Below are 19,652 nucleotides of genomic sequence, written 5' to 3' on the forward strand. Positions count from 1 at the left end.
AAAATTTAAAAACCAAAGAATTCAGGTTCCTGAACCAAATCGACTATAACTGGAAATTTGAATTGAATTCTCCTGTGGTTCTCTGCGTTCTCAGCGGTCTCTGCGGTGAATCTTTCGTTACCGGCCGATAATGGCTATGCTGCAAACATTGCTCGCCGGGATACCACCCAGGTTGTGGGTCAAACCCATGCGGGGATTTTTGACTTTTCTTTCCTCCGGCCACCTTTCTAAAAGTTGATTGTACATTTCATATAGCATCCGCAACCCTGAGGCGCCAATGGGATGGCCAAAGCATTTGAGGCCTCCGTCAGGCTGGCAGGGAATTTTCCCCTTGAGATCGAAGAATCCGTCTTTGATGTCATCGATGGCCCTACCCCGCGGGGAAATCTGCAGGTCCTCGTAAACCGTAAGTTCGGTGATGGAAAAGCAATCATGGACCTCCATCATGCTGATTTCTTCCCGTGGGTTTTTGATCCCTGCCTCCTGGAAGGCCATCTGCCCCGCCCGGCAAGTGGTTTCCAGGTGGGCACCATCCCAGGTGTTGAATAGAGATTCCTCGCCAGAAGAAACGCAGATGGCTATCGCTTTGACCAGAACCGGGTCTTGTTTCCTCAGGGATCTGGCGATTTCCGGGGTGGTAACGATGGCCGCTGCTGCCCCATCACTTACTCCGCAGCAATCGAACAGGCCGAGCGGGTAGGCGATCATGGGAGCGTTGATGATTTGTTCCTCCGTCACGGGCCGGCGAAGATGGGCTTTAGGATTCATGGCTCCGTTGGCATGACTTTTCGCCGAAATGTGCGCCAAAGCTTTCTTGCCCGCTGCTGGGTCAATTCCATACTTGGCAAAATAACTTGTGGCCAGTTGGGCAAAAAGGCCCGGGGCCGTAGCGTTGGGACCAATCAAGGCCTGCATCTGTCCGAACGCCGCAGTGGCTGGTAAACCTCCGTACCCGGTGTCTTTTAATTTTTCAACTCCCAAAGCCAGACAGATATCATAGACCCCCGCAGCAACAGCGTAACAGGCCCCCCGGAAGGCTTCTGTGCCCGTGGCGCAGTAATTTTCTGTCCTCGTTACCGGGATAAAGGGTAGTTTCAGAGTCGTAGCCAGGGGTACACCGCTCTTACCTACATTGACCTCGTCGATGTGGGTACCAAACCAAGCGGCCTGGATTTCTTTCTTCTCGATTCCCGCATCGGCCAGAGCCTCTTGAAAGGCCTCTATGATTAAATCTTCAGCCGCCGATTCCCAGCGTTCTCCAAATTTGGTACAACCCATACCCAATACGGCCACCTTATCTTTGATCCCAGTTGCCATTCAGGCCACCTCCTTTCGCGGTACTGCCTTCCAGAAATATCCTTGAATATCTCTCTTTTCATCGTAGTATTTCTTGCGAAAACTGAAAGAAACGGGAGCGCCGACTTTTAGGTCTTCGAGGGTGCAATCCGTGAAATTACACATGAACCTTCCTCCTCCTTCAAATTCCACGTAGCCATACAATTCGGGAGGATCGTAGGACGCAGCCAACATATCTCCTGTATAACTGAGAATTCGCCCTTTTTTGCCGGCGAAGGGGTAATCTTCCATTTCATCTACAGCCCCGCAGGCCGGGTTGGCACAAACCCTTTGGGGGGGGTATTGCGGGGTACCGCATTTTTGGCAGCGCGAACCTACCAGCCCCAGAACAGCCTTCCGCTTCCTCCAGACTAAACTCCAGCGGGTTAAAAAATCAGCCTCCCCCCGCAAACCAATGTCCACCGGCAACATTCCCCGGAATACAGCGTATTTGGGGTAACTGGGCAGGTCAGCCCGGTTGGCAAGGTGTCCCTGCACTCCCATTCCTTTTTTCTTTTTGGAGATCTGATCCGTGACTTCGAAATAAAGCGCGTCGCATCCGCTGCCAAAACTCACCACCAGGAGTTTGTCTCCCGGCTTGGCCTCTTCGAGCGCTCTGGCTAACATTAAAGGAGAATGAGCGGTCCCGGTTTCCCCGATGGAGCCATGCATAGGGTCCTGAATTTTTTCCGGGTCTAATTTCAACCTCTTCACCAAATTCTTCCGCTCGGAATCATAAGAGCATTGAAAAATAACCCTGGAAAAATCACTCAACTTTAGGTTGCATTGCTTCAGGAGGCCGTTGATGGCTTTGGGAATGAATTCATCGAACCCCAAGTCGCGAATCCAGCGATCCTCCCATTGGCGGTCAAAGATCGTTTTTGACCCCCGGTAATGGTCTACAAAATCACAGGTCAGGGAATAGGAGCCTTTAAATTCGGCGATGACCTCCTGATTCCCGACCAGAAAAGCCGCTCCTCCATCCCCAAAAATCATTTCCTGGGGGCTGCCCATCTTCCCCAGCCGGCAATCGGCTACGCCAACCAATATCTGATTGGCGTTTTTCGACCCTACCCCCTCTAAGGCAGAGAGCAATGCCGATGTTCCTGATTTCAGGGCACCGGAAAAATCAGCCGAACGCAGATCGTCACGCAGGTTTAATGCGCCGGCGATAATCCCGGCGTTTTGTCTTTCCAGGTAGGGCATGGTCGTAGAGGCAAAAAACAGGCCGTCTATCAGCGACCGGTCGAACCCATCCAAGCAATCGATGCTTGCCGCCGTGGCCATGGTTAGGCTATCTTCATCTGAATTGGCTACTGCCTTTTCCCCTTGGGCCAGCATAATGGTGGTGGGGTTAATCCAGCCCATGGCTTGAAAAATGGTCATTCGTTTCAGTCTATATCGGGGAACATAGGCTCCAAAAGACACAATTCCTGCCATATTCACCTCCCTTTAGAGTTAAAAAGTCAGAGAAACTCAATCTGCTGGAACCCTGGATATTTCTCTTGCAAGATCTTTCGGATAGTCGTTTGGCTTTCTTCCGCTACGATCCTTTCAACTTCGGAAATCGACTGGCCGGATTCGCTCCACCCCTTCTTCCAAGAAAGAACATTCCCCGGAACTTTGATGAAGGCGCAGCCTCCCGTTCCGCAACAAGAGGACTCGACGCCAGCCATTCCGAGCAAATAAAACACCTCCTTTCCCTGGTAGTTCAACCTTCCTTCTTCCACGAAAAGATAACTCCCCCCAAAAAATTCTACTTTTTTATTTAATTCCGGATGGATGTATTTACCCATAAATGATGCCCATCCTAAAAATATTTTTGCCATTGGCGAAAATGTCAACTGGGTTTAGCGGATTTCGGCAAGATTCCATCCGGTTATTCATTCAAATTCGGATAAATTGGGGGATTCGAAAATTTTTTCTGTTTCCTATTGGACCCGTGGGCGAACAGGTCCTTGTGCCCTCGGTTCAAAAAATTTTCTGGTCACGGTGCGAGTTCGGTTCTCCGGTAAATAACCACCTCGTAACAATTAACATCTACTTCATATTCAACATTATCCAGTTGAAAAGCAAAAAGTTTCCCATGGCCCCAATTTTCTCCTTCTTTAAAGGCTTCGTTTGCCAGAAGATAGTCCAAAATGTTCCGGATTTCTTTAAAAGTAAGGTCATAGTCGGTAATGATGCTAAGAAACAGATTTTGGTGGTGGAAAGGGTAAACCTCCATATTTTTCTTCCTGTCTCCCGCCGAAAATTTGTGCTCATCCTAACAAATTTAAAATTCTTATTCAAGGCTTTTTAACACTGACCGTCGATCATTTTTATTCCCCCACCTTTTTTGTGGCTCAGGTGTGAGGGGGAGATGAAAAGTGATCGACGGTCAGTTTTTAATGACTGCGGATTTCTTTAATTCCGCAATTCGCCAAATTCAGGACAATTCACTTCCGCAGCAGTTTGGGGCGAGGAAAGTATCTTCCTACGCCGTTCAGGGTGTCATGAGCGGTAAATTTCGGGATTGAGAATGTTGGGTGGGATCTCCCCGCGGATGACTGCTAAAATGTTGTTCACGGCCGTTTGGATCATTTTTCCCCGGGTTTCATCTGTGGCGCTGCCGACGTGGGGGAGAAGCAAAACATTATCCATAGCCAGAAGCCCCGGAGAAACCTGTGGTTCAGCTTCGAATACGTCGAGTCCGGCCCCGGCGATCGTACCCGCCCGTAGCGCCTCCACGAGGGCCTTTTCATCCACAACGGGCCCCCGAGAGGCATTGATCAAGAATGCGCTCTTTTTCATCAGGCCCAATTGCTCGGCGCCGATGAGATGAGTCGTCTCCGGCGTCAGGGGAACATGGAGAGTGACGAAATCTGCGGTCTGAAGAAGATCTCTCAAGGGCATGAATTGCAGTTGATGCTGTTGTTCTATGGCGGGGTGCAGGCGGCGGATATCCGCATAAACGACCCGCATATTAAATCCCTGACCCCGTTTGGCCACCGCAGACCCGATTCTTCCCAACCCAATGACCCCCAGGGTTTTTCCGTGGACATCACTGCCGATCATCAAGTTCGGCTTCCACCCCACCCACTTTCCGGCCCGAACGAAGCGGTCCGCCTCAACAATCCGCCGGGCCACCCCCAGGATCAAAGCGAAGCTAAGATCGGCGGTGGTATCGGTTAGAACATCCGGCGTATTCGTCGCCGCGATTTTGAGCCGTATGGCCGCGTCTAAATCGATATTGTTGAACCCCACGGCATTATTCGCTACGACCTTCAGGTCTTTCCCCGCCTCCAAAACTTTGGATGAAACCCGGTCGCTCCCCATAGCCAGCATACCCATTTTCCCGGGAAGGGCGGCGATAATCTCTTCCGGGGTCATCGCCCGGTCCTCCAGGTTGATGGTCACTTCGGCCTTTTCCCTAAGAAACTGCAAAGGTCGCTCATAAATCTTTCGGGTCACTAAAACTTTCGGTTTCATTTTTCCCCTTATCTCCTTTTCCTTCGTTCAGAGACTCCATTCAACAACAATCCGGTCACTTTTTTCAGGTTTCTTTCTTCAATCCAATTCCATAACTTTTAATCTTTCGGTGTAAGTTACTCCGTTCAATCCCGATGACTTCCGCCGTTTTGGAAATATTTTCTTCGTTCTCCATAAGTTTTTTCACAATGAATTTTTTTTCAAACTCCCTCCGGGCATCTTTCAGCAAAGGATACTCTAAGAAAGAAAACTCCGGCTGGGCCTTGCGCTGCTCCTGGACTGGGTCGGGCACGTCTTTGGCTTCGATCACAGCACCTCGGGTCATGATTACCATGCGCTCAACAACATTCTTCAGTTCCCGCACGTTGCCCGGCCAGGAGTAGGAAGCAAGCAAGTCCATGGCCGCCGGTAATATTTTTTTCATTTCTTTGTGGTTCTCCAAACAAAATTCGAAAATGAAATGCTCGACCAGGGTGGATATATCTGACTTCCGCTCCCTTAGGGGAGGTACGGCTATAGGAATGACGTTCAATCGGTAATATAGGTCCTCGCGGAAACGCCCTTTTTGCATCTCTTCCTTCAGATCCCGATTCGTGGCAGCAATCACCCGTACATCCACGAAGATCATTTCCGTTCCCCCCACCCGTTCAAATTTCTGCTCCTGAAGAATGCGCAAAATTTTGGCCTGGGTCTTTAGGCTCATATCCGCAATTTCGTCTAAGAAGATGGTTCCCTCGTTGGCTAAATCAAACTTCCCTCTCCGCTTGGTTAGAGCGCCAGTGAACGAACCCTTCTCGTGGCCAAAGAGTTCACTCTCAATCAGCTCCTCGGGGATGGCCGCACAATTTACCTCAACAAAGGACTTTTCCGCCCGCAAGCTCAAGCGATGGATTCCCCGGGCGACCAACTCTTTCCCGGTTCCGTTTTCTCCGGTAATCAATACCCACCCGTTGGTAGGGGCAACAATCTTGATCTGTTCTTTCAATTGTTGGATCTCCGAAGAATTCCCGACGATCTCATATTTTCTCTGAACTTCTTGCCGCAAAGCCCGGTTTTCTTGTTCCAACTTGGAGACGACTAAGGCATTGTTAACTGTCAGGAGGACTTTTTCTAAAGAGAGGGGTTTTTCGATAAAATCAAAAGCCCCCAGCTTGGTGGCTTTTACGGCTAATTCAATATTGGCATGGCCCGAAATTATGATGATAGGGAGGTTGGGAATTTGGGCTTTCATACGCTCCAGGGTTTCTATCCCATCCATTCCGGGCATCCAAATGTCCAAAAGGACCAAATCGGGCGGATCCGTCTCGATCTGCTTGAGGGCCTGGACTCCATCTCTAACCTCAAGCACTTCGTACCCTTCGTCTTTGAGTACGCCAGTTAATGATTGGCGTATCCGTTCCTCGTCATCTACTACTAAGATTTGTTTACCCATAAGATCCATGCCTCTGTAAGACTTTATGATTTTTCGTTCAACGTTTGATCGGCAATTCGATGATGAATCGGGTTCCCTGGGGAACGTTATCTTTCACCCGGATATATCCATCATGGTCGGAAATAATCGTATTTACGATGGCCAAGCCCAGGCCGGTACCCGAAGCTTTGGTGGAGAAATAGGGCTCGAAGAGCAGAGGCTTGTCTTCCGGAGAAACCCCACATCCATTGTCCGCCACTTCTACCCGGGCTAGGTTCATGAATGGGTCAAGGCGGGTCTCCACAATGATTTGTCCGTCTCGTTGTTGCAGGCTTACCGCATCCACAGCAGCCACGGCATTATCCAGCAAATTGACCATCACGCGTTTAATCTGTTCTTTGTCCAGATTGAAGACCGGAATTTGGTCATCAGGCTTGAAATCAAAGTGGACCTGTTTATGCCCTTCTTCATAGAGGACCATCGCTTCCCGAATGATCTCGTTCAAATTATTCGGAACAGGGTTGGCCGCCGGCATACGGGCGAAGCTGGAAAATTCGTTGACCAAGTTCTTCAGCTCTTCCACCTGGGTGATGATGATTTTAGTGCACTCATCGAAAATAGCTCCATCCTGGGCAAATTGATTCAAGTACCGCTTGCGCAGCCGCTGGGCGGAAAGCTGGATGGGCGTCAGCGGATTTTTGATCTCATGGGCGATTCGCCGCGCAACTTCTCTCCAGGCCGCTGCCCGTTGAGCTTTCTGCAACTGGGTCAAATCATCTAGAACGACCACCATCCCTAAGTAACGGTTCTCCTCATCGCGTAGAATAGCAACTTTCACCAGCAGAGTTAGGGTTTCGTTGTGCAAGGTCAATTTTATCTGCTGGGTGATGGAATGGTTCTCCGCCTGGTTGACTGCCTTGACTAATTCTTTTGCTAAAATGGTATGTTCTGTTTGCAGGATTTCGTCATATTTTTCCCCCAGGACACTTTCAGCGCGGATTCCCAGGATTTTTTCAGCAGACTTATTAATTGTCCGGATCCTTCCGTCGGTATCGATGGATATGACCCCAGCTCCCACATCCCGGAGAACAATCTCCATATACCGCCGCCTTTGTTCTATCTCTATGTTGCTCTTGCGTAACTCGTCATGAGCTTTCTCGATTTGACTATTGCTGGCCTTAAGGTCCTGGGTCATGCGGTTGAATGAATCCACCAAAGTCCCAAATTCATCCTCGGAAGTTTTACCAATCTGGAAATCCAAATCCCCCTGGATGATCTTCTGGGTTCCGGCGGCGAGCTTCTCGATTGGATCGGTAATTCCTTTGGCCAGGAAAAGCCCGAACCAGATCGCGGCGAAGATGATCAACAGGGTAACCAGGGAGAGGGTGGCTAAATAAGTGGATCGGATGGGATGCTTGACCATCCTGAGTTGTTTATATTCTTCAAAGGCGGTAGAAATTTCTGTAATGCGCGAGACCAGACTTTGGGGCACGAAATAATCAACGACTAACACCCCGGCTACTTCTTGGGGGTTCTGGGGAGAAAAAATCGGGATCAACCCCCGAATCAGGTCCCCCCGGCCAATCGACTGGATCTTGGTGGTTTCTTTGCCGCGAAGAGTTTCCTGAAGAATCTTTGTTTCCAGGACAGGGAAACCTGCCGGCGGTATATTGGGTCCATACGCCATGACAGGCTTCCCCAATTGGTTGGAAAGAACCCCTACAGCCTCCAGGTTGTATTCAGCCCGTTTGTTTTTTAAAAAATCGGAAAGGAGAGCCTGGTTTCGCCTATCCAGTATCCACTGCGGCACCAAACCCTGCCGGATCTGCCGGGCGTAGTGAAGGGCGTTGTTGGAAGTGTTCTGGTAATAAAGTTGGGCTACCACCAAAGATTCCTGCAGTGACCCTTCCACCTGGACGCTAAACCAGCTTTCGATGCTACTGGTGATAAACTGCGTGGCCGTAAAGAAAAGGAGGATGGTAGGGACCAAAGAGAGTGTGATGAAGGCCAGTACCAACTTGGTCTTGAGTTTCGACCCCAGGACCTTCTTTTTTCTTTCAAAAATCAGCTTGACGACATTGCGCAGGATGAGAAACAGCAAAAGAAGGAGCAGGAGAATATTCAGACTAATAAGTGATATGACCAGAATATTATTCGGGAAGGGGGCTTCGACTTTCCAAGTAGAAATGTGGGTCTGAAAGAAAAAAAGGAATCCAATCAGGCCCAAGAGACAAAGGATAATAATAATCTCCCGGTGCCGCCTTCTTTGCTCTTTGCTTTTTTCCGGTTCCTCCAAATTTTTAAGGTTCACCCCAACCTGCTCTTTTTCCTCAGATTTCCCTATTGGCAAGTCTTGACCGAAGTTATAGATATATTATCCAAGGAAATTGAAAAAGGCAACGATGATTTAGACCTGGGAAGATAATGAAAGGGAATCCCCTTCCAAAGGGGAAACGCGAATAAAGACGCGTTAGGTTCTTGTATGAGAGCAATCCTTCCGAGTTTCAGCTTAGAAATTCGTGAGTAGGGGGCATTATCTGTAGTTTACGGAGTTCTTCCTCACTTGAAAATTCCAAGAGTTCCCACCAATCTTTATGGGCCAAGAGTTTGTGGATCAATTTATGGTTAAGGGTGTGCCCGGATTTATAACCGATGAAATGTCCGATCACTTGGGCTCCCAGTAACCAAAGATCCCCGATTGAATCCAATATTTTATGCCGGACAAATTCATCGGTGAAGCGCAGTCCTCCTTCATTGATCACTTTACTCTCATCGATGACCACGGCATTTTCCAAAGAACCTCCGCGGGCAAAACCTCTTGCTTTCAACATTTCATAGTCTCTTAGAAAGCCAAATGTCCGAGCCCGGCAAATTTCCCGTTCAAAATTTCCATTGGAGATTTGAATGAGATAATACTGATTGGAAATAAGAGGGTGTTTAAAATCAATGGTGTATGAAATTTTAAAGTCATTGCTGGGTAAGAGAGTTGCTTGACGATCTTCTTCGGTTACAGTCACCGGTCGCTTGATAATTACGAATTTCTTAACCTTATCCTGAAGTTGGATGCCAGCCCTTTTTAATAGGGCGTTAAAAGGTTCAGCGCTTCCATCCATGATGGGGACTTCGGCGGCATTCATTTCTACTTCGGCGTTATCGATTCCCAGTCCCGCAAAAGCGGCCATAAGGTGCTCAACCGTTGAAACTTTGACTCCATCGATTCCCAAGGTTGTTGCCAGAGTGGCATCTACCACATTTTCTATGTGGGCTTTTATCCTAACGTTTTGGGGTAAATCTTTGCGGATAAAAACAATGCCGCTATCAGGGGGACCGGGTCGGATAGTTAAATTACAAGGGATTCCGGTATGCAAGCCAATTCCAGAACAATCTACTGTATTTAAAACCGTGGTCTGAGATAGCATTATTTCAGCTCCTTATCGGGCTTTCATATTTTAAATAAGATTTTTAGCAATTTTAATGCCATAAAATAAAAAAACCTTGTTTTTTAAAATAAATCGTTTATGTGTCCAAAACATTCCGATAGTAGAAGTTTTTAAACCCTATAAATTTTTAACACCTTGGAAGTGGGGTTTTTTAAAATCCTATACCACATAAAATTGTGGCAAACCTGACACAATCCTTTTCTAATCTATTGTTTTTTTGCAACCTTTTATTTTTTAAAAAGGCCGAACAATAGGGTAAGGGAGATGCTGATGATCAGGCTGGTGACCCAGGCAAAATAAAGGGTAAAATTCCCCCTTCGATAAACGATATCACCCGGCAACTTGCCGAACCGGAAAATTTCCGGTAGAAACAGAAAAACGACTCCCACGGCCGCAAGGATCGGGCCAAATTAAGAATTAAACCCTTCCCCCAAACGCTGGAGCCGAACATCCCTTATTCCTATTCAATTCAGCGCGCGCGATAGCAATTTGTTTAATATACATAACTTTGACAGGAAAAACAACCTTTTTTTGCTCTATTGGCGGCCACTCTATTTTGCCTGCAGAGCTTGGCGAAATCCGGATTTGATCGCTTCCTGCTCAGTGTCAAACTCCACTCTTTGGTTTGGATCCGTATCTCCGTAACCTTTCATCCCTGGAAGATAATAGAATTTGCTCTTCCGGTTTCCAATGATCTTGACCTTTTTGGGGGTTTCCAAGCTTTTTCCCTCATCCTGCTGGTTGAAAATATGCTCGTTTTTTAGGCTGGGGGGGCGGCTTTCCATTTCCTTAAGGAGATAATGGATATATAGGGAGAGGCTTAAGGCAATGAGCACGATGCCTAATTGTATAAAAATACTGCGGTGATAACGTTTCTCAACTTTGGGCAGAGGGATTTTTTGAGGTTCTTTCTCTGGTTCCTGGATTTCTTCAGCAGCGGAAGGAATCGTAGGGAAAAGGGATAACTGCCGAAAGGTTTCTTTGCGGCCTTCCAACTCGGATTGTATTTGATAACGCCTTAAAACTTCTTCTGGATTTAAGCCCAAATATCGGGCGTATCCTTTTAAAAATCCTGAGATGAATTCCCGTTGGGGGAAAAAATGAAAATCATCCTTCTCTAAAGCTTCTAAGAATGGGAGGCTGATTCGTGTGCCCTTGGATAATTCCTCCATTGACACGCTTCGGGACTCCCGTTCCCTTTTTAGATACTGACCAAGTGTTTCAGAATAGTGCCCCCTCATGTTGATTCCAAAAAATGGATCGCCTTTGCTAAATAGTCCAATTTATCTCACCCCAAGCGAACCATTTACCGCCCTCCGTGATGACTTCCCCTATTCCCTCTTCTCCGTCTTTTTGGACAATCCTTCTTTATCCTCCGGTTGCTACCATCCCCATTGGCAATTGATTCGAAAATCCAAATAAGTTTTAACTTTCCAGCTGGATTTCTTATAACACAGGGTCCGGCAGGTGACAACAAAAACTTGACAAAATCGGACTTCCTTGATAATGATTGGTCTCTATTTTTAAGGGGAGGAAATTCCATGGCAATCAACTCCATTATGGAAAAATTAATTAAAGATCTCCAAGAGCGAAAGGCCAAAATCGAACTCGCCGGCGGGGCCGATAAAATTGAAAAACAACACCAATTAGGAAAACTCTCCGCCCGAGAACGAATCCTAAATTTATTGGACTCGCAAAGCTTTGTAGAAACCGACATGTTCGTCCACCATCGGTGTGAGTTTTTCGGAATGGATAAGGTGGAAGCCCCGGATGATGGGGTAGTTACGGGTTACGGGACCATTGATGGCCGCCAGGTTTTTATTTTTTCCCAGGACTTCACCGTTTTAGGAGGGTCCCTGGGTGAGGCCCATGCCTCTAAAATCGTTAAAATTATGGATCTGGCTGCCAAAACGGGGGCTCCGTTGATCGGGATCAACGACTCCGGCGGGGGACGCATTCAAGAAGGCATTGACGCTCAATATGGTTATGGCCGCATCTTTTACCGCAACTCCATTTACTCCGGAGTCATCCCCCAACTCTCTGCCATTTTGGGTCCTTGTGCCGGGGGAGCCGTTTATTCTCCGGCAATTACCGATTTTATTTTCATGACCGAAGGCATCAGCCGTATGTACATTACGGGCCCGAACGTCATCAAAGAAACGACCGGTGAGGTGATCAGCGACGAGGAGTTAGGAGGTGCCCGAGTCCATAATTTTATCAGCGGGGTGGCCCATTTCTTTTCCCGTGGGGAAGAAGAATGTTTACAGCAGATCCGCAGGCTTCTGACCTTTTTGCCGAGCAGTAACCGGGAAGCCCCCCCTATCCGTTATTCTGGGGATCCATTGGATCGCCCGAACGACAAACTCCTGGAGATCGTACCGGTGGAAACAAAACGGCCCTACAACGTGATCAAGGTCATCGAGGAGATCGTCGATGACCATAATTTCTTCGAAGTGCATCAGCACTGGGCGAAAAATATCGTCGTCGGGTTCGCTCGCATTCACGGCCATCCCATCGGAGTGATCGCCAATCAGCCCTTCTTTCTAGCGGGGACGCTGGACATCAACGCTTCGGATAAGGCTGCTCGGTTTATTCGTTTCTGTGACTGTTTCGGCATTCCCCTCCTCACTCTTGTAGATACACCTGCTTTTCTACCCGGCAAAACCCAGGAGTTTGGCGGTATCATCCGGCACGGGGCAAAAATCCTCTTCGCTTATAGTGAAGCTACGGTTCCCAAGGTCACGGTGATATTACGCAAAGGGTACGGCGGCGGTTATGTGGCTATGTGCCACCGCGAATTGGGAGCAGACGCCGTTTTCGCTTGGCCAACGGCCGAAATCGCCATGATGGGCGCAGAAGGTGCGGCCAGTATTATTTTCCGCAGAGAAATTGAAAAAGCTCCCGATTCAGAAAAAAAACGAGAGGAAAAGATCCGGGAATACCGCGAACAGTTTTCTAACCCCTACGTTTCTGGGCAGCGGGGGTATGTGGATTATATCATCAGTCCGGTAGAGACCCGGGCCATGATCTCCCGGGCTTTCGAGATGCTTTGGAAGAAGCAGGAAGAAAGGCCCAAGAAAAAGCACGGTTCCATCCCCTTGTAAAACCGCAAAGCGCAAAGAGCATAGCGCATAGCGAAAAAAAACCGAAAAAATTTTAATGCGATTACGCTAAGCGCTCTGCGCTATGCGGTTTTTTAGGCGTAGTAACGGTAAATCGCCTCAGCCACGCAAGCCGGCTTCTCTTTGCCTTCCACTTCGAAATTTAAATTAAAAATCGCCTGTACGCCTCCTTTAATCTCTTCGATTGCTGCCAGAGTGGCTCGCACTCTCACGTTGGAAGGGATGGGGACCGGGGCCGTAAATCGTAGTTTGTTCAAGCCGTAGTTTACCCCCATCTTCTTCTCCTCGATGTCCATAATATTAGCCAGCAGGTAGGGCGCTAAGCTCAGGGTGTAATATCCATGGGCGATCGGCCCGCCGAAAGGTGATTCCCGCCTTGCCCTTTCCGGATCCACGTGAATCCACTGATGATCGAGGGTGGCATCGGCAAACATATTGATGGCCTCCTGCGTCACCGGATGCCAGTCGCTCACTCCCACTTCCTGTCCGACCATCTTCTTCAATTCTTCCAGATTTTGAATGATGCGCTTGGGCATAATTTCCTCCTGATCGATTCATTCGGCTGTGCAAGTTTACGCCGGATTTTGCTTACCACAAAATTCCATTCCGGTCAACCAACAACTTCTTTTTCTGCAGCTCTAACCCAACGAGCCCAATAAACCCAATGAGCGCAATAAACTCAACAAACCAAACGTTGACAAAACCATTTGAAGATGCTAAAAATAAATTTAAGAAATGGGCGATTAGCTCAGATGGATAGAGCGTTGGTCTCCGGAACCAAAGGCCGTGGGTTCGAACCCCGCATCGCCTACCACTAAAATCAATAACTTACATCATATTTTACTTTTTCAATTATTCTTAAAACGTAATTCCCACCATTATTCCCACCATGCTTTAATATGCTGGTAAACCCCTTTCCTGGGCTTGCTGTAACGCTAAATTCGGGCTTTTAGGCATCGGGTAGGGGTTGGGGGGGCAGGGTTAAATTATTGGTTGTTGACTTCCCCACCCATTCTGGTATTATCCACTAAGAAATACGCTCTCCAATCCCCTTGCTCGGAGGGAAGGCATGGTAAGGAGATTTTTAAACCCCATTTCTTGAAAGAGAGGTGGGGTTTTTTGTTTAACGACTTCCTGAAAGGGAGATTTGACAAGTCTTTTCAAAAGATGTAGGGTTCAATCCATGATCGATAGAATGGGTGTTTTTAGATAGACTTTGGGTTGGGCGGACTATTATGAGCGAACTTATCTCTCAATTCTGTGAAGAATGCATCACAAAACCGGGGAGCAGGGTGCTCGCATGATGCGCGTGACCCTCAATCCGGAAGTGCTGCGCTGGGCGCGCGAGCGTGCAGGAAGGACGGTGCAAGACCTCGCGGCTCCGTTCCCAAAGCTCGATCGCTGGGAGCGTGGCGAGGAGCGGCCGACGCTCAAACAGGTCGAGCGCTTCGCCAAGGCTGTGCGCGCCCCCGTCGGCTACCTGTTCCTGCCAGAGCCCCTGGTCGAGAGCCTGCCGATCCCGGACTTCCGCACCGCCGGAAATGTGCACAGTGGGCACCCGACCCCCGAGCTGCTCGATACCATTTACATCTGCCAGCAACGTCAGGAGTGGTACCGCGATTTCGCGCGGTCTATGGGCGAGGGGTCGCTGGCCTTTGTCGGCTCCGCCCATGTCAGGAGCGGCGTCGTGTCGACAGCTGCGACCATCCGGCACGCACTCGGGTTCGAAGTGGAGGAGCGTCGCCGGATGCCGACGTGGACCGATTCCCTGCGCCGCTTCATCGAGCAGGCGGATGCCCTTGGGATCCTCGTGATGTGCAGTGGCGTGGTGCTCAACAACAACCGCCGCCACCTCGATCCGGAGGAGTTTCGCGGCTTTGCGATGGCGGACGACCTGGCGCCGCTGGTGTTCATCAACGGCGCGGACACCAAGGCCGCGCAGATGTTCACGCTGGCGCACGAACTGGCGCACATCTGGCTCGGGCAGTCCGCCATCTCCGATGCGCAAGCGCTGCTACTACCGGAGCTGGAAGTCGAGCGCTGGTGCAACCGGGTCGCGGCCGAGCTGCTCGTGCCGCTCGCTGTTCTGCGCGAGGAGTATGACGAGGCCGCCGAGCTGGGCGACGAGGTCGGCCGCCTGGCGCGGTGCTTCAAGGTGAGCACCCTGGTCATCCTGCGCCGGATCCACGACGCGGGCGGGCTCACACGCGAAGGGCTCTGGGAGGCGTATAAACAGGAGCTTGCGCGGCTACGCGCGATTCCTAAGGGCAGCGGCGGCGACTTCTATCTGACCCAGGCCGCGCGGGTCAGCAAGCGCTTTGCCCGCGCGCTCGTCGGGAGCACGCTGGAGGGGCAAACCCTCCATCGCGATGCCTTCCGAATGCTCGGCTTCTCGAAGCTCCAGACCTTTCACGATCTCGGGCGGAGCCTGGGAGTGATGATCTGATGGCGTACCTGCTCGACGCCAACGTCTTCATCCAGGCCAAGAACCTGCACTATGGCCTCGACTTTTGTCCGGCGTTCTGGGATTGGCTCATCAGGCACAACACGGCGGGCCGGGTCTTCAGTATTGAGAAGGTTGGCGACGAGGTCGAGGCCGGCGGCGATGAGCTCGCCACGTGGGCCGCGGACCGCGGCACCGGTTTCTTCGTCAAGCCGGACGCGGCGATGCTGCCCGCGCTCGGGAGGGTCAGCGTCTGGGCCGCCGGCCAGCACTACGATCCTGCGGCCGTGAACACCTTCCTTCAAGTCGCGGACTATTACCTCGTGGCCCATGCGCTCGCCCACGGGCACACGGTTGTCACCCACGAGATTGCCTCGACCTCGACGAAGAAGATCAAGATCCCGGACGCCTGCATCGGCCTCGGCATCAAGTGCATGACGCCGTTCGCGATGCTGCGCCGCGAGCGGGCGCGCTTCGTCCTGGGGCCGCAGATATGACGCAAGTGAACGAGAGGGCCATCGAAGGTTACGTCGACGAGATTCTGCATCAGCGTGGGAAGGGGACGCCCTTAAATAATTCAGTTAACATGAAAAGAGATTGCTTCTTAAAGAAGGGGCTATGCCGGAGCGAGGGGACGTTGGTTCCGAGACAACTCACAATGGAAACTGTTGGCATTCTGCAAGGCGAGGGATTCGGCAAGTTGTTTCAGAACCAACGTCCCCTCCTCCACGGTACCATATCTCCATGACATAATGGAGAGACAGGAATAGAGCCATGTATGTTAAGAATCTTAGAATCAAGAACTTTCGGAACTTTTGCGACCCACCGTTTACGATGGACCTGCGGCCGTTCACGCTCATCTTGGGTGAGAACAACATCGGGAAGACGAATCTTCTATCCGCAATTTCCCTACTCTTCAGCCAAGAGATCTCAGTCATCGAGCGCCGGAACCTTGAGATTGATGACATCAATTACCTAACGGTCATCGCCTTCAAGAAGCAGGTCGCCGATCATTCCATTGAAGCTGATAAGGTCGTGTTCCCAGAGGTCGAGATCCATGCAACGCTGAGCGACATTCAAGACGAGCAACACCCAGTCGTCGGTGACTGGTACAGTAACACGGACTTGACCGAGGCGTGCGTGACGTATCGGTTCTCAGTGCGAGGAAACTTCAAACGTGACAAATGGATCGAGGAGCAACGCGAGGCAATCGCTCGCAGAAAGGCGAAAGACGAGAAAGCGAACCCTGAGTCCGGTGTTGGTTCAGAGAAGCCGGATTACAGCCGGTATGTCGACTTCCCGATTGGAGAATACCGCCACACGATCTACGGAGGCGGACGTCCTTCGAATGAATGCGAATCCTGGCTGCTGCGAATGCTTCGTGTTGAGATTCTCGATGCACTTCGTGACGCCGAACGAGAACTGGTCGCCGGCGGCGATCAACGTTTATTGTTTCGAGTGCTTCGGCAGAGCGGCGATGCTCGATACACAGATGTCAAAAGACTTCTCGAGGACCTCAAGCGCGCGATCGATCTTGATCCATCACTCGCGGAGATCAAGAAAGAAGTTCAAAAGGTGCTTAAACTTGTGTCGCTTTACACTCCTGGTGAAGACCATTCCATCGGACTGCAATTTGCGGCTCCCGAAGCAGTCGAGATCTTGAAGAAGATCGGTATGACCTATGGCGCAAACCCCATTACCGTCGCTCGCAATGGCCTCGGTCGGAACAATCTCCTCTATGTGGCACTTGTGTTATCGCAGTTGGCCAAAGCACCGGATATCTCCACCGGAGATGACGCCTTCGTCTGTTTTCGCCTTGTTGGAATCGAGGAACCGGAAGCCCATCTGCATCCACATCTTGAGGACCACCTCGCCCGAAACATTGAGGATATCAGGAAAGACCATTCCAATTCGTTGCAGTTGATCCTCACCTCACACTCCACCCATGTGGCGGCGAAGCTCTCCCTTAAGAATACAGCCGTGCTATTTCGCCGCGACTCAGATGGTGCCATTGCCGCACACTACGTCCTCGAGGGCATCGATCCTGTCAAGGACAAGGACGCCGTTCGTTTTTTGAGTCTGTATCTCGATGCGACGAAGTCTCGGATGTTCTTCGCACGGCGGCTCATTCTCGTTGAGGGCATCGCGGAACAAATTGTTATTCCCATGCTCTTCGAGCAGGTCACAGGTCAATCACTCGAAAGCATCGGTTGCACCGTCATTAACGTGAACGGCGTTGCTTTCCGCCACTTTCTGACGATCGTGAAAAACGGATTCTTCAAGAAGTGTGTGGTGCTCACAGACAGTGATGCAGGGACAAAAACCGAGAACCGGGCCGAATCATTGCGGGCCGACTTCAAAGACATTCCACACATCGACATTCAGGTCACAACCGAAAGTACGTTTGAAAAGGATCTTATCAAATTCAACAGATCTGATGCAGGAAAGGAACTTTTATTTGATGCACTCTCGGTGACTAAGCCAAGCAACGGCCCAAAGCTCAAGACTGAGACAGGAGCAACTGACATCGACGTTGACGCTTTCTTCGCCGAGATCGAGAACTACAAGGCCGAGTTTGCATTCAGCCTCATGTCGGCTCTTGAGGATGAGCGCCAGGCGGCAAAGAAAGACAGCCGCTCGCCCAAGAAGTTGGCCATTCCGAACTACATTTCTCAAGCGCTCGACTTCATCAAGGGGTAGCGATGGCAAAGACGTTAACTAAACCGAAGCTCGCCGAGGCTGGTCCAGGTGCCGGAAAAACGCACGCGATGGTGGACGAAATTGTCGCCGCGATTCATTTGCTTCCGCCCCACCGGTTTCTTGCAGCCATCACCTATACTAACGCAGCCGCAAACACGATTCGGGAGCGTCTCTCCAGGAGGGTCCGGCTCAGGCGTAACGTTTTCGTTGGAACTACCCACTCGTTCGTGAATCGCTTCGTTCTGGCTCCGTTCGCGGAACTGTTGTCATTCCTCCCAGGAGATCGCATCTACGCGCCAGTGGATGTGCATGAGAAGGGACGAGGCGCAGCTAGATACGCAGAGAATCTGATCAAGAAGGGAATCGTCCCATATGATGAGATGATCCCCATCACCCGAAAGATTCTAAAGGTGCCGGGTGTACCGGATCGCATTTGTGAACGACTCTCTTACATCTTTGTTGATGAGTTTCAAGACACGGACATTGGGACGTTTGAGGTCTTCGAGCATTTCCGCAAGAGTGGGAAGACTATACTGCACGTAGTTGGTGATCCAGAACAGTATGTGATGAGCTTTACGTACCGAGGCCGGAAGCCGCCGAGATTCGACAAAATTCCATTCTTCCAATTCAAGAAACTGGCCCAATTGGGGCCAATCACCGAGAACCATCGCTCAAACGGGGAAATCGTTCAGTTTGCCAATCAGTTCCGGGAAGGCCTTCAGCAAAAGGTGGTTAAGCCTTATCGGAATGAAACTAGAGTTCTGTTCATCCCAGACACGGCTCTTGATGAGATTGTTCGGCGTTATCAGGCTTTGAGTGCGAATGTGGAAACCGAAGACGAGCCACGAACAAGGTTGTATCTCTCGGAGGAGAACGCGACCTTCGATTCAGTTCGTGATCAGTTTCAGATGACAGCAATCTCAAACGACGGACGAAGGAGCAATTCGATACTCGGAGACGCACTTGAACTTTTGTCTGTCGCGCTTGATCGCAGTCAACGAAGAATCTGTGAGGAATTTGGACTGTCCCGTCTTCAGTGGCGTGTCGTTGGCGTCCGGCTACTCAGGAACCTTCAGGCAGGACAGTATGGCATTGACCAACTCGTCATGTTTGTTGCCGATAAGTTCGGCTATAAGATGTCTGAGTCCCGAATCAAGTTGGTTGATGACGGCTTGAGACTTCTGAGTGCTGAACTTTGCTGGGGGGCGCCGGCACAGAGGACCGAGCTGTGCGCCTCGATTCGCAAGGCCAAAGGGCTGCAAGCCGACGCGGTTCTTGTAGTTGCGAAGGGCGTTGCAGAGCTAAAGAAATGGCTGCAGACCGATCGATCAGTTCGTGTGGCAGACAAGCAAGACAAATGCAGACTTGGATATGTGGCTTTCACTCGACCGAGAGAGATGCTCTGTATAGCTTGCCTGAAAGAGCCCGACGCCGAGTTGATTCAGACGCTACAAAATCTTGGAGTTGTTACAGTAGCTGAGAACCACGTAGAAAAAGGTTCAGGCTCGGAAGCCAAGATCGCCCTACACGAATGATTGCTCTTGGCCGACATCTGACTTTGGCGAAGTGCAATAAAAACGTTAACAAATCAATCCAGGCGACCGCTAAAGTGTCGTCTGATTGAGACGTTTTATATTTTCATCGCGCCCCTCAGCCTGACTCGGGGTTGTAAAGGCACAAATAGAAGAAACACTCCATGCCACGACTGACTGAACAAGAACAACAAGAGA

At 50.2% G+C, this 19,652-nt stretch carries 16 protein-coding genes and 1 tRNA gene; 6 read left to right on the plus strand and 11 right to left on the minus strand.

Annotated features, from left to right (window positions below; translation table 11 throughout):
• Positions 1-117: 117 nt before the first annotated feature.
• The 10 genes from Q7V48_08845 to Q7V48_08890 form a co-directional block, all read right to left on the minus strand.
• Positions 118-1,317 carry an acetyl-CoA acetyltransferase gene (locus tag Q7V48_08845; GenBank protein MDO9210839.1) on the minus strand — a complete coding sequence of 400 codons (1,200 nt, stop codon included), beginning with the start codon at positions 1,315-1,317 and terminating at the stop codon, positions 118-120.
• On the minus strand, positions 1,318-2,775 hold the full coding sequence (locus Q7V48_08850) for an OB-fold domain-containing protein (protein ID MDO9210840.1): 1,458 nt from the start codon (positions 2,773-2,775) through the stop codon (positions 1,318-1,320).
• A 26-nt stretch (positions 2,776-2,801) separates the two neighbouring features.
• Positions 2,802-3,131, minus strand: coding sequence for a hypothetical protein (locus Q7V48_08855; protein MDO9210841.1), 330 nt, complete (start codon positions 3,129-3,131; stop codon positions 2,802-2,804).
• Between the two features lie 191 nt (positions 3,132-3,322).
• Complete coding sequence (locus Q7V48_08860) at positions 3,323-3,562, minus strand: hypothetical protein (GenBank protein ID MDO9210842.1); 240 nt, start codon at positions 3,560-3,562, stop codon at positions 3,323-3,325.
• 266 nt (positions 3,563-3,828) lie between these two features.
• On the minus strand, positions 3,829-4,806 hold the full coding sequence (locus Q7V48_08865; protein MDO9210843.1) for a D-glycerate dehydrogenase: 978 nt from the start codon (positions 4,804-4,806) through the stop codon (positions 3,829-3,831).
• Between the two features lie 64 nt (positions 4,807-4,870).
• Positions 4,871-6,238, minus strand: coding sequence for a sigma-54 dependent transcriptional regulator (locus Q7V48_08870; protein ID MDO9210844.1), 1,368 nt, complete (start codon positions 6,236-6,238; stop codon positions 4,871-4,873).
• Between the two features lie 37 nt (positions 6,239-6,275).
• Positions 6,276-8,528, minus strand: a complete 2,253-nt coding sequence (locus Q7V48_08875; GenBank protein ID MDO9210845.1) for an ATP-binding protein — start codon at positions 8,526-8,528, stop codon at positions 6,276-6,278.
• A 193-nt stretch (positions 8,529-8,721) separates the two neighbouring features.
• Positions 8,722-9,636, minus strand: a complete 915-nt coding sequence (lpxC, locus tag Q7V48_08880; protein MDO9210846.1) for a UDP-3-O-acyl-N-acetylglucosamine deacetylase — start codon at positions 9,634-9,636, stop codon at positions 8,722-8,724.
• Between the two features lie 248 nt (positions 9,637-9,884).
• A complete protein-coding gene (locus tag Q7V48_08885; protein MDO9210847.1) occupies positions 9,885-10,046 on the minus strand; it encodes a DUF2905 domain-containing protein in 162 nt (53 codons plus the stop codon).
• Positions 10,047-10,208: 162 nt separating this feature from the next.
• A complete protein-coding gene (locus tag Q7V48_08890; protein MDO9210848.1) occupies positions 10,209-10,898 on the minus strand; it encodes a helix-turn-helix transcriptional regulator in 690 nt (229 codons plus the stop codon).
• Positions 10,899-11,198: 300 nt separating this feature from the next.
• On the opposite strand from Q7V48_08890, the gene Q7V48_08895 reads away from it, so the two are divergent.
• A complete protein-coding gene (locus Q7V48_08895; GenBank protein MDO9210849.1) occupies positions 11,199-12,761 on the plus strand; it encodes an acyl-CoA carboxylase subunit beta in 1,563 nt (520 codons plus the stop codon).
• A gap of 92 nt (positions 12,762-12,853) precedes the next feature.
• Here Q7V48_08895 and Q7V48_08900 read toward each other — a convergent pair whose 3' ends face one another.
• Positions 12,854-13,315, minus strand: a complete 462-nt coding sequence (locus Q7V48_08900) for a MaoC family dehydratase (GenBank protein MDO9210850.1) — start codon at positions 13,313-13,315, stop codon at positions 12,854-12,856.
• A gap of 201 nt (positions 13,316-13,516) precedes the next feature.
• Here Q7V48_08900 and Q7V48_08905 point away from each other — a divergent pair.
• The 5 genes from Q7V48_08905 to Q7V48_08925 all read left to right on the plus strand — a co-directional run bounded on the left by Q7V48_08905 (position 13,517) and on the right by Q7V48_08925 (position 19,457).
• Positions 13,517-13,593 (plus strand) — tRNA-Arg (locus Q7V48_08905).
• A 486-nt stretch (positions 13,594-14,079) separates the two neighbouring features.
• Entirely contained in the window at positions 14,080-15,225 is a 1,146-nt protein-coding gene (locus Q7V48_08910) for an XRE family transcriptional regulator (GenBank protein ID MDO9210851.1), read from the plus strand.
• Positions 15,225-15,719, plus strand: coding sequence for a DUF4411 family protein (locus Q7V48_08915; protein ID MDO9210852.1), 495 nt, complete (start codon positions 15,225-15,227; stop codon positions 15,717-15,719). Before Q7V48_08910 ends, Q7V48_08915 begins: the two co-directional genes overlap by 1 nt.
• A 277-nt stretch (positions 15,720-15,996) precedes the next feature.
• The gene (locus Q7V48_08920; GenBank protein ID MDO9210853.1) at positions 15,997-17,922 is read left to right on the plus strand and encodes an AAA family ATPase; all 1,926 of its coding nucleotides are present in this window, start codon (positions 15,997-15,999) and stop codon (positions 17,920-17,922) included.
• Positions 17,923-17,924: 2 nt separating this feature from the next.
• The gene (locus Q7V48_08925; protein MDO9210854.1) at positions 17,925-19,457 is read left to right on the plus strand and encodes a UvrD-helicase domain-containing protein; all 1,533 of its coding nucleotides are present in this window, start codon (positions 17,925-17,927) and stop codon (positions 19,455-19,457) included.
• The last annotated feature ends 195 nt before the right edge of the window (positions 19,458-19,652 follow it).

It is taken from the genome of Deltaproteobacteria bacterium (genome assembly GCA_030654105.1).
Classification (GTDB): domain Bacteria; phylum Desulfobacterota; class SM23-61; order SM23-61; family SM23-61; genus JAHJQK01.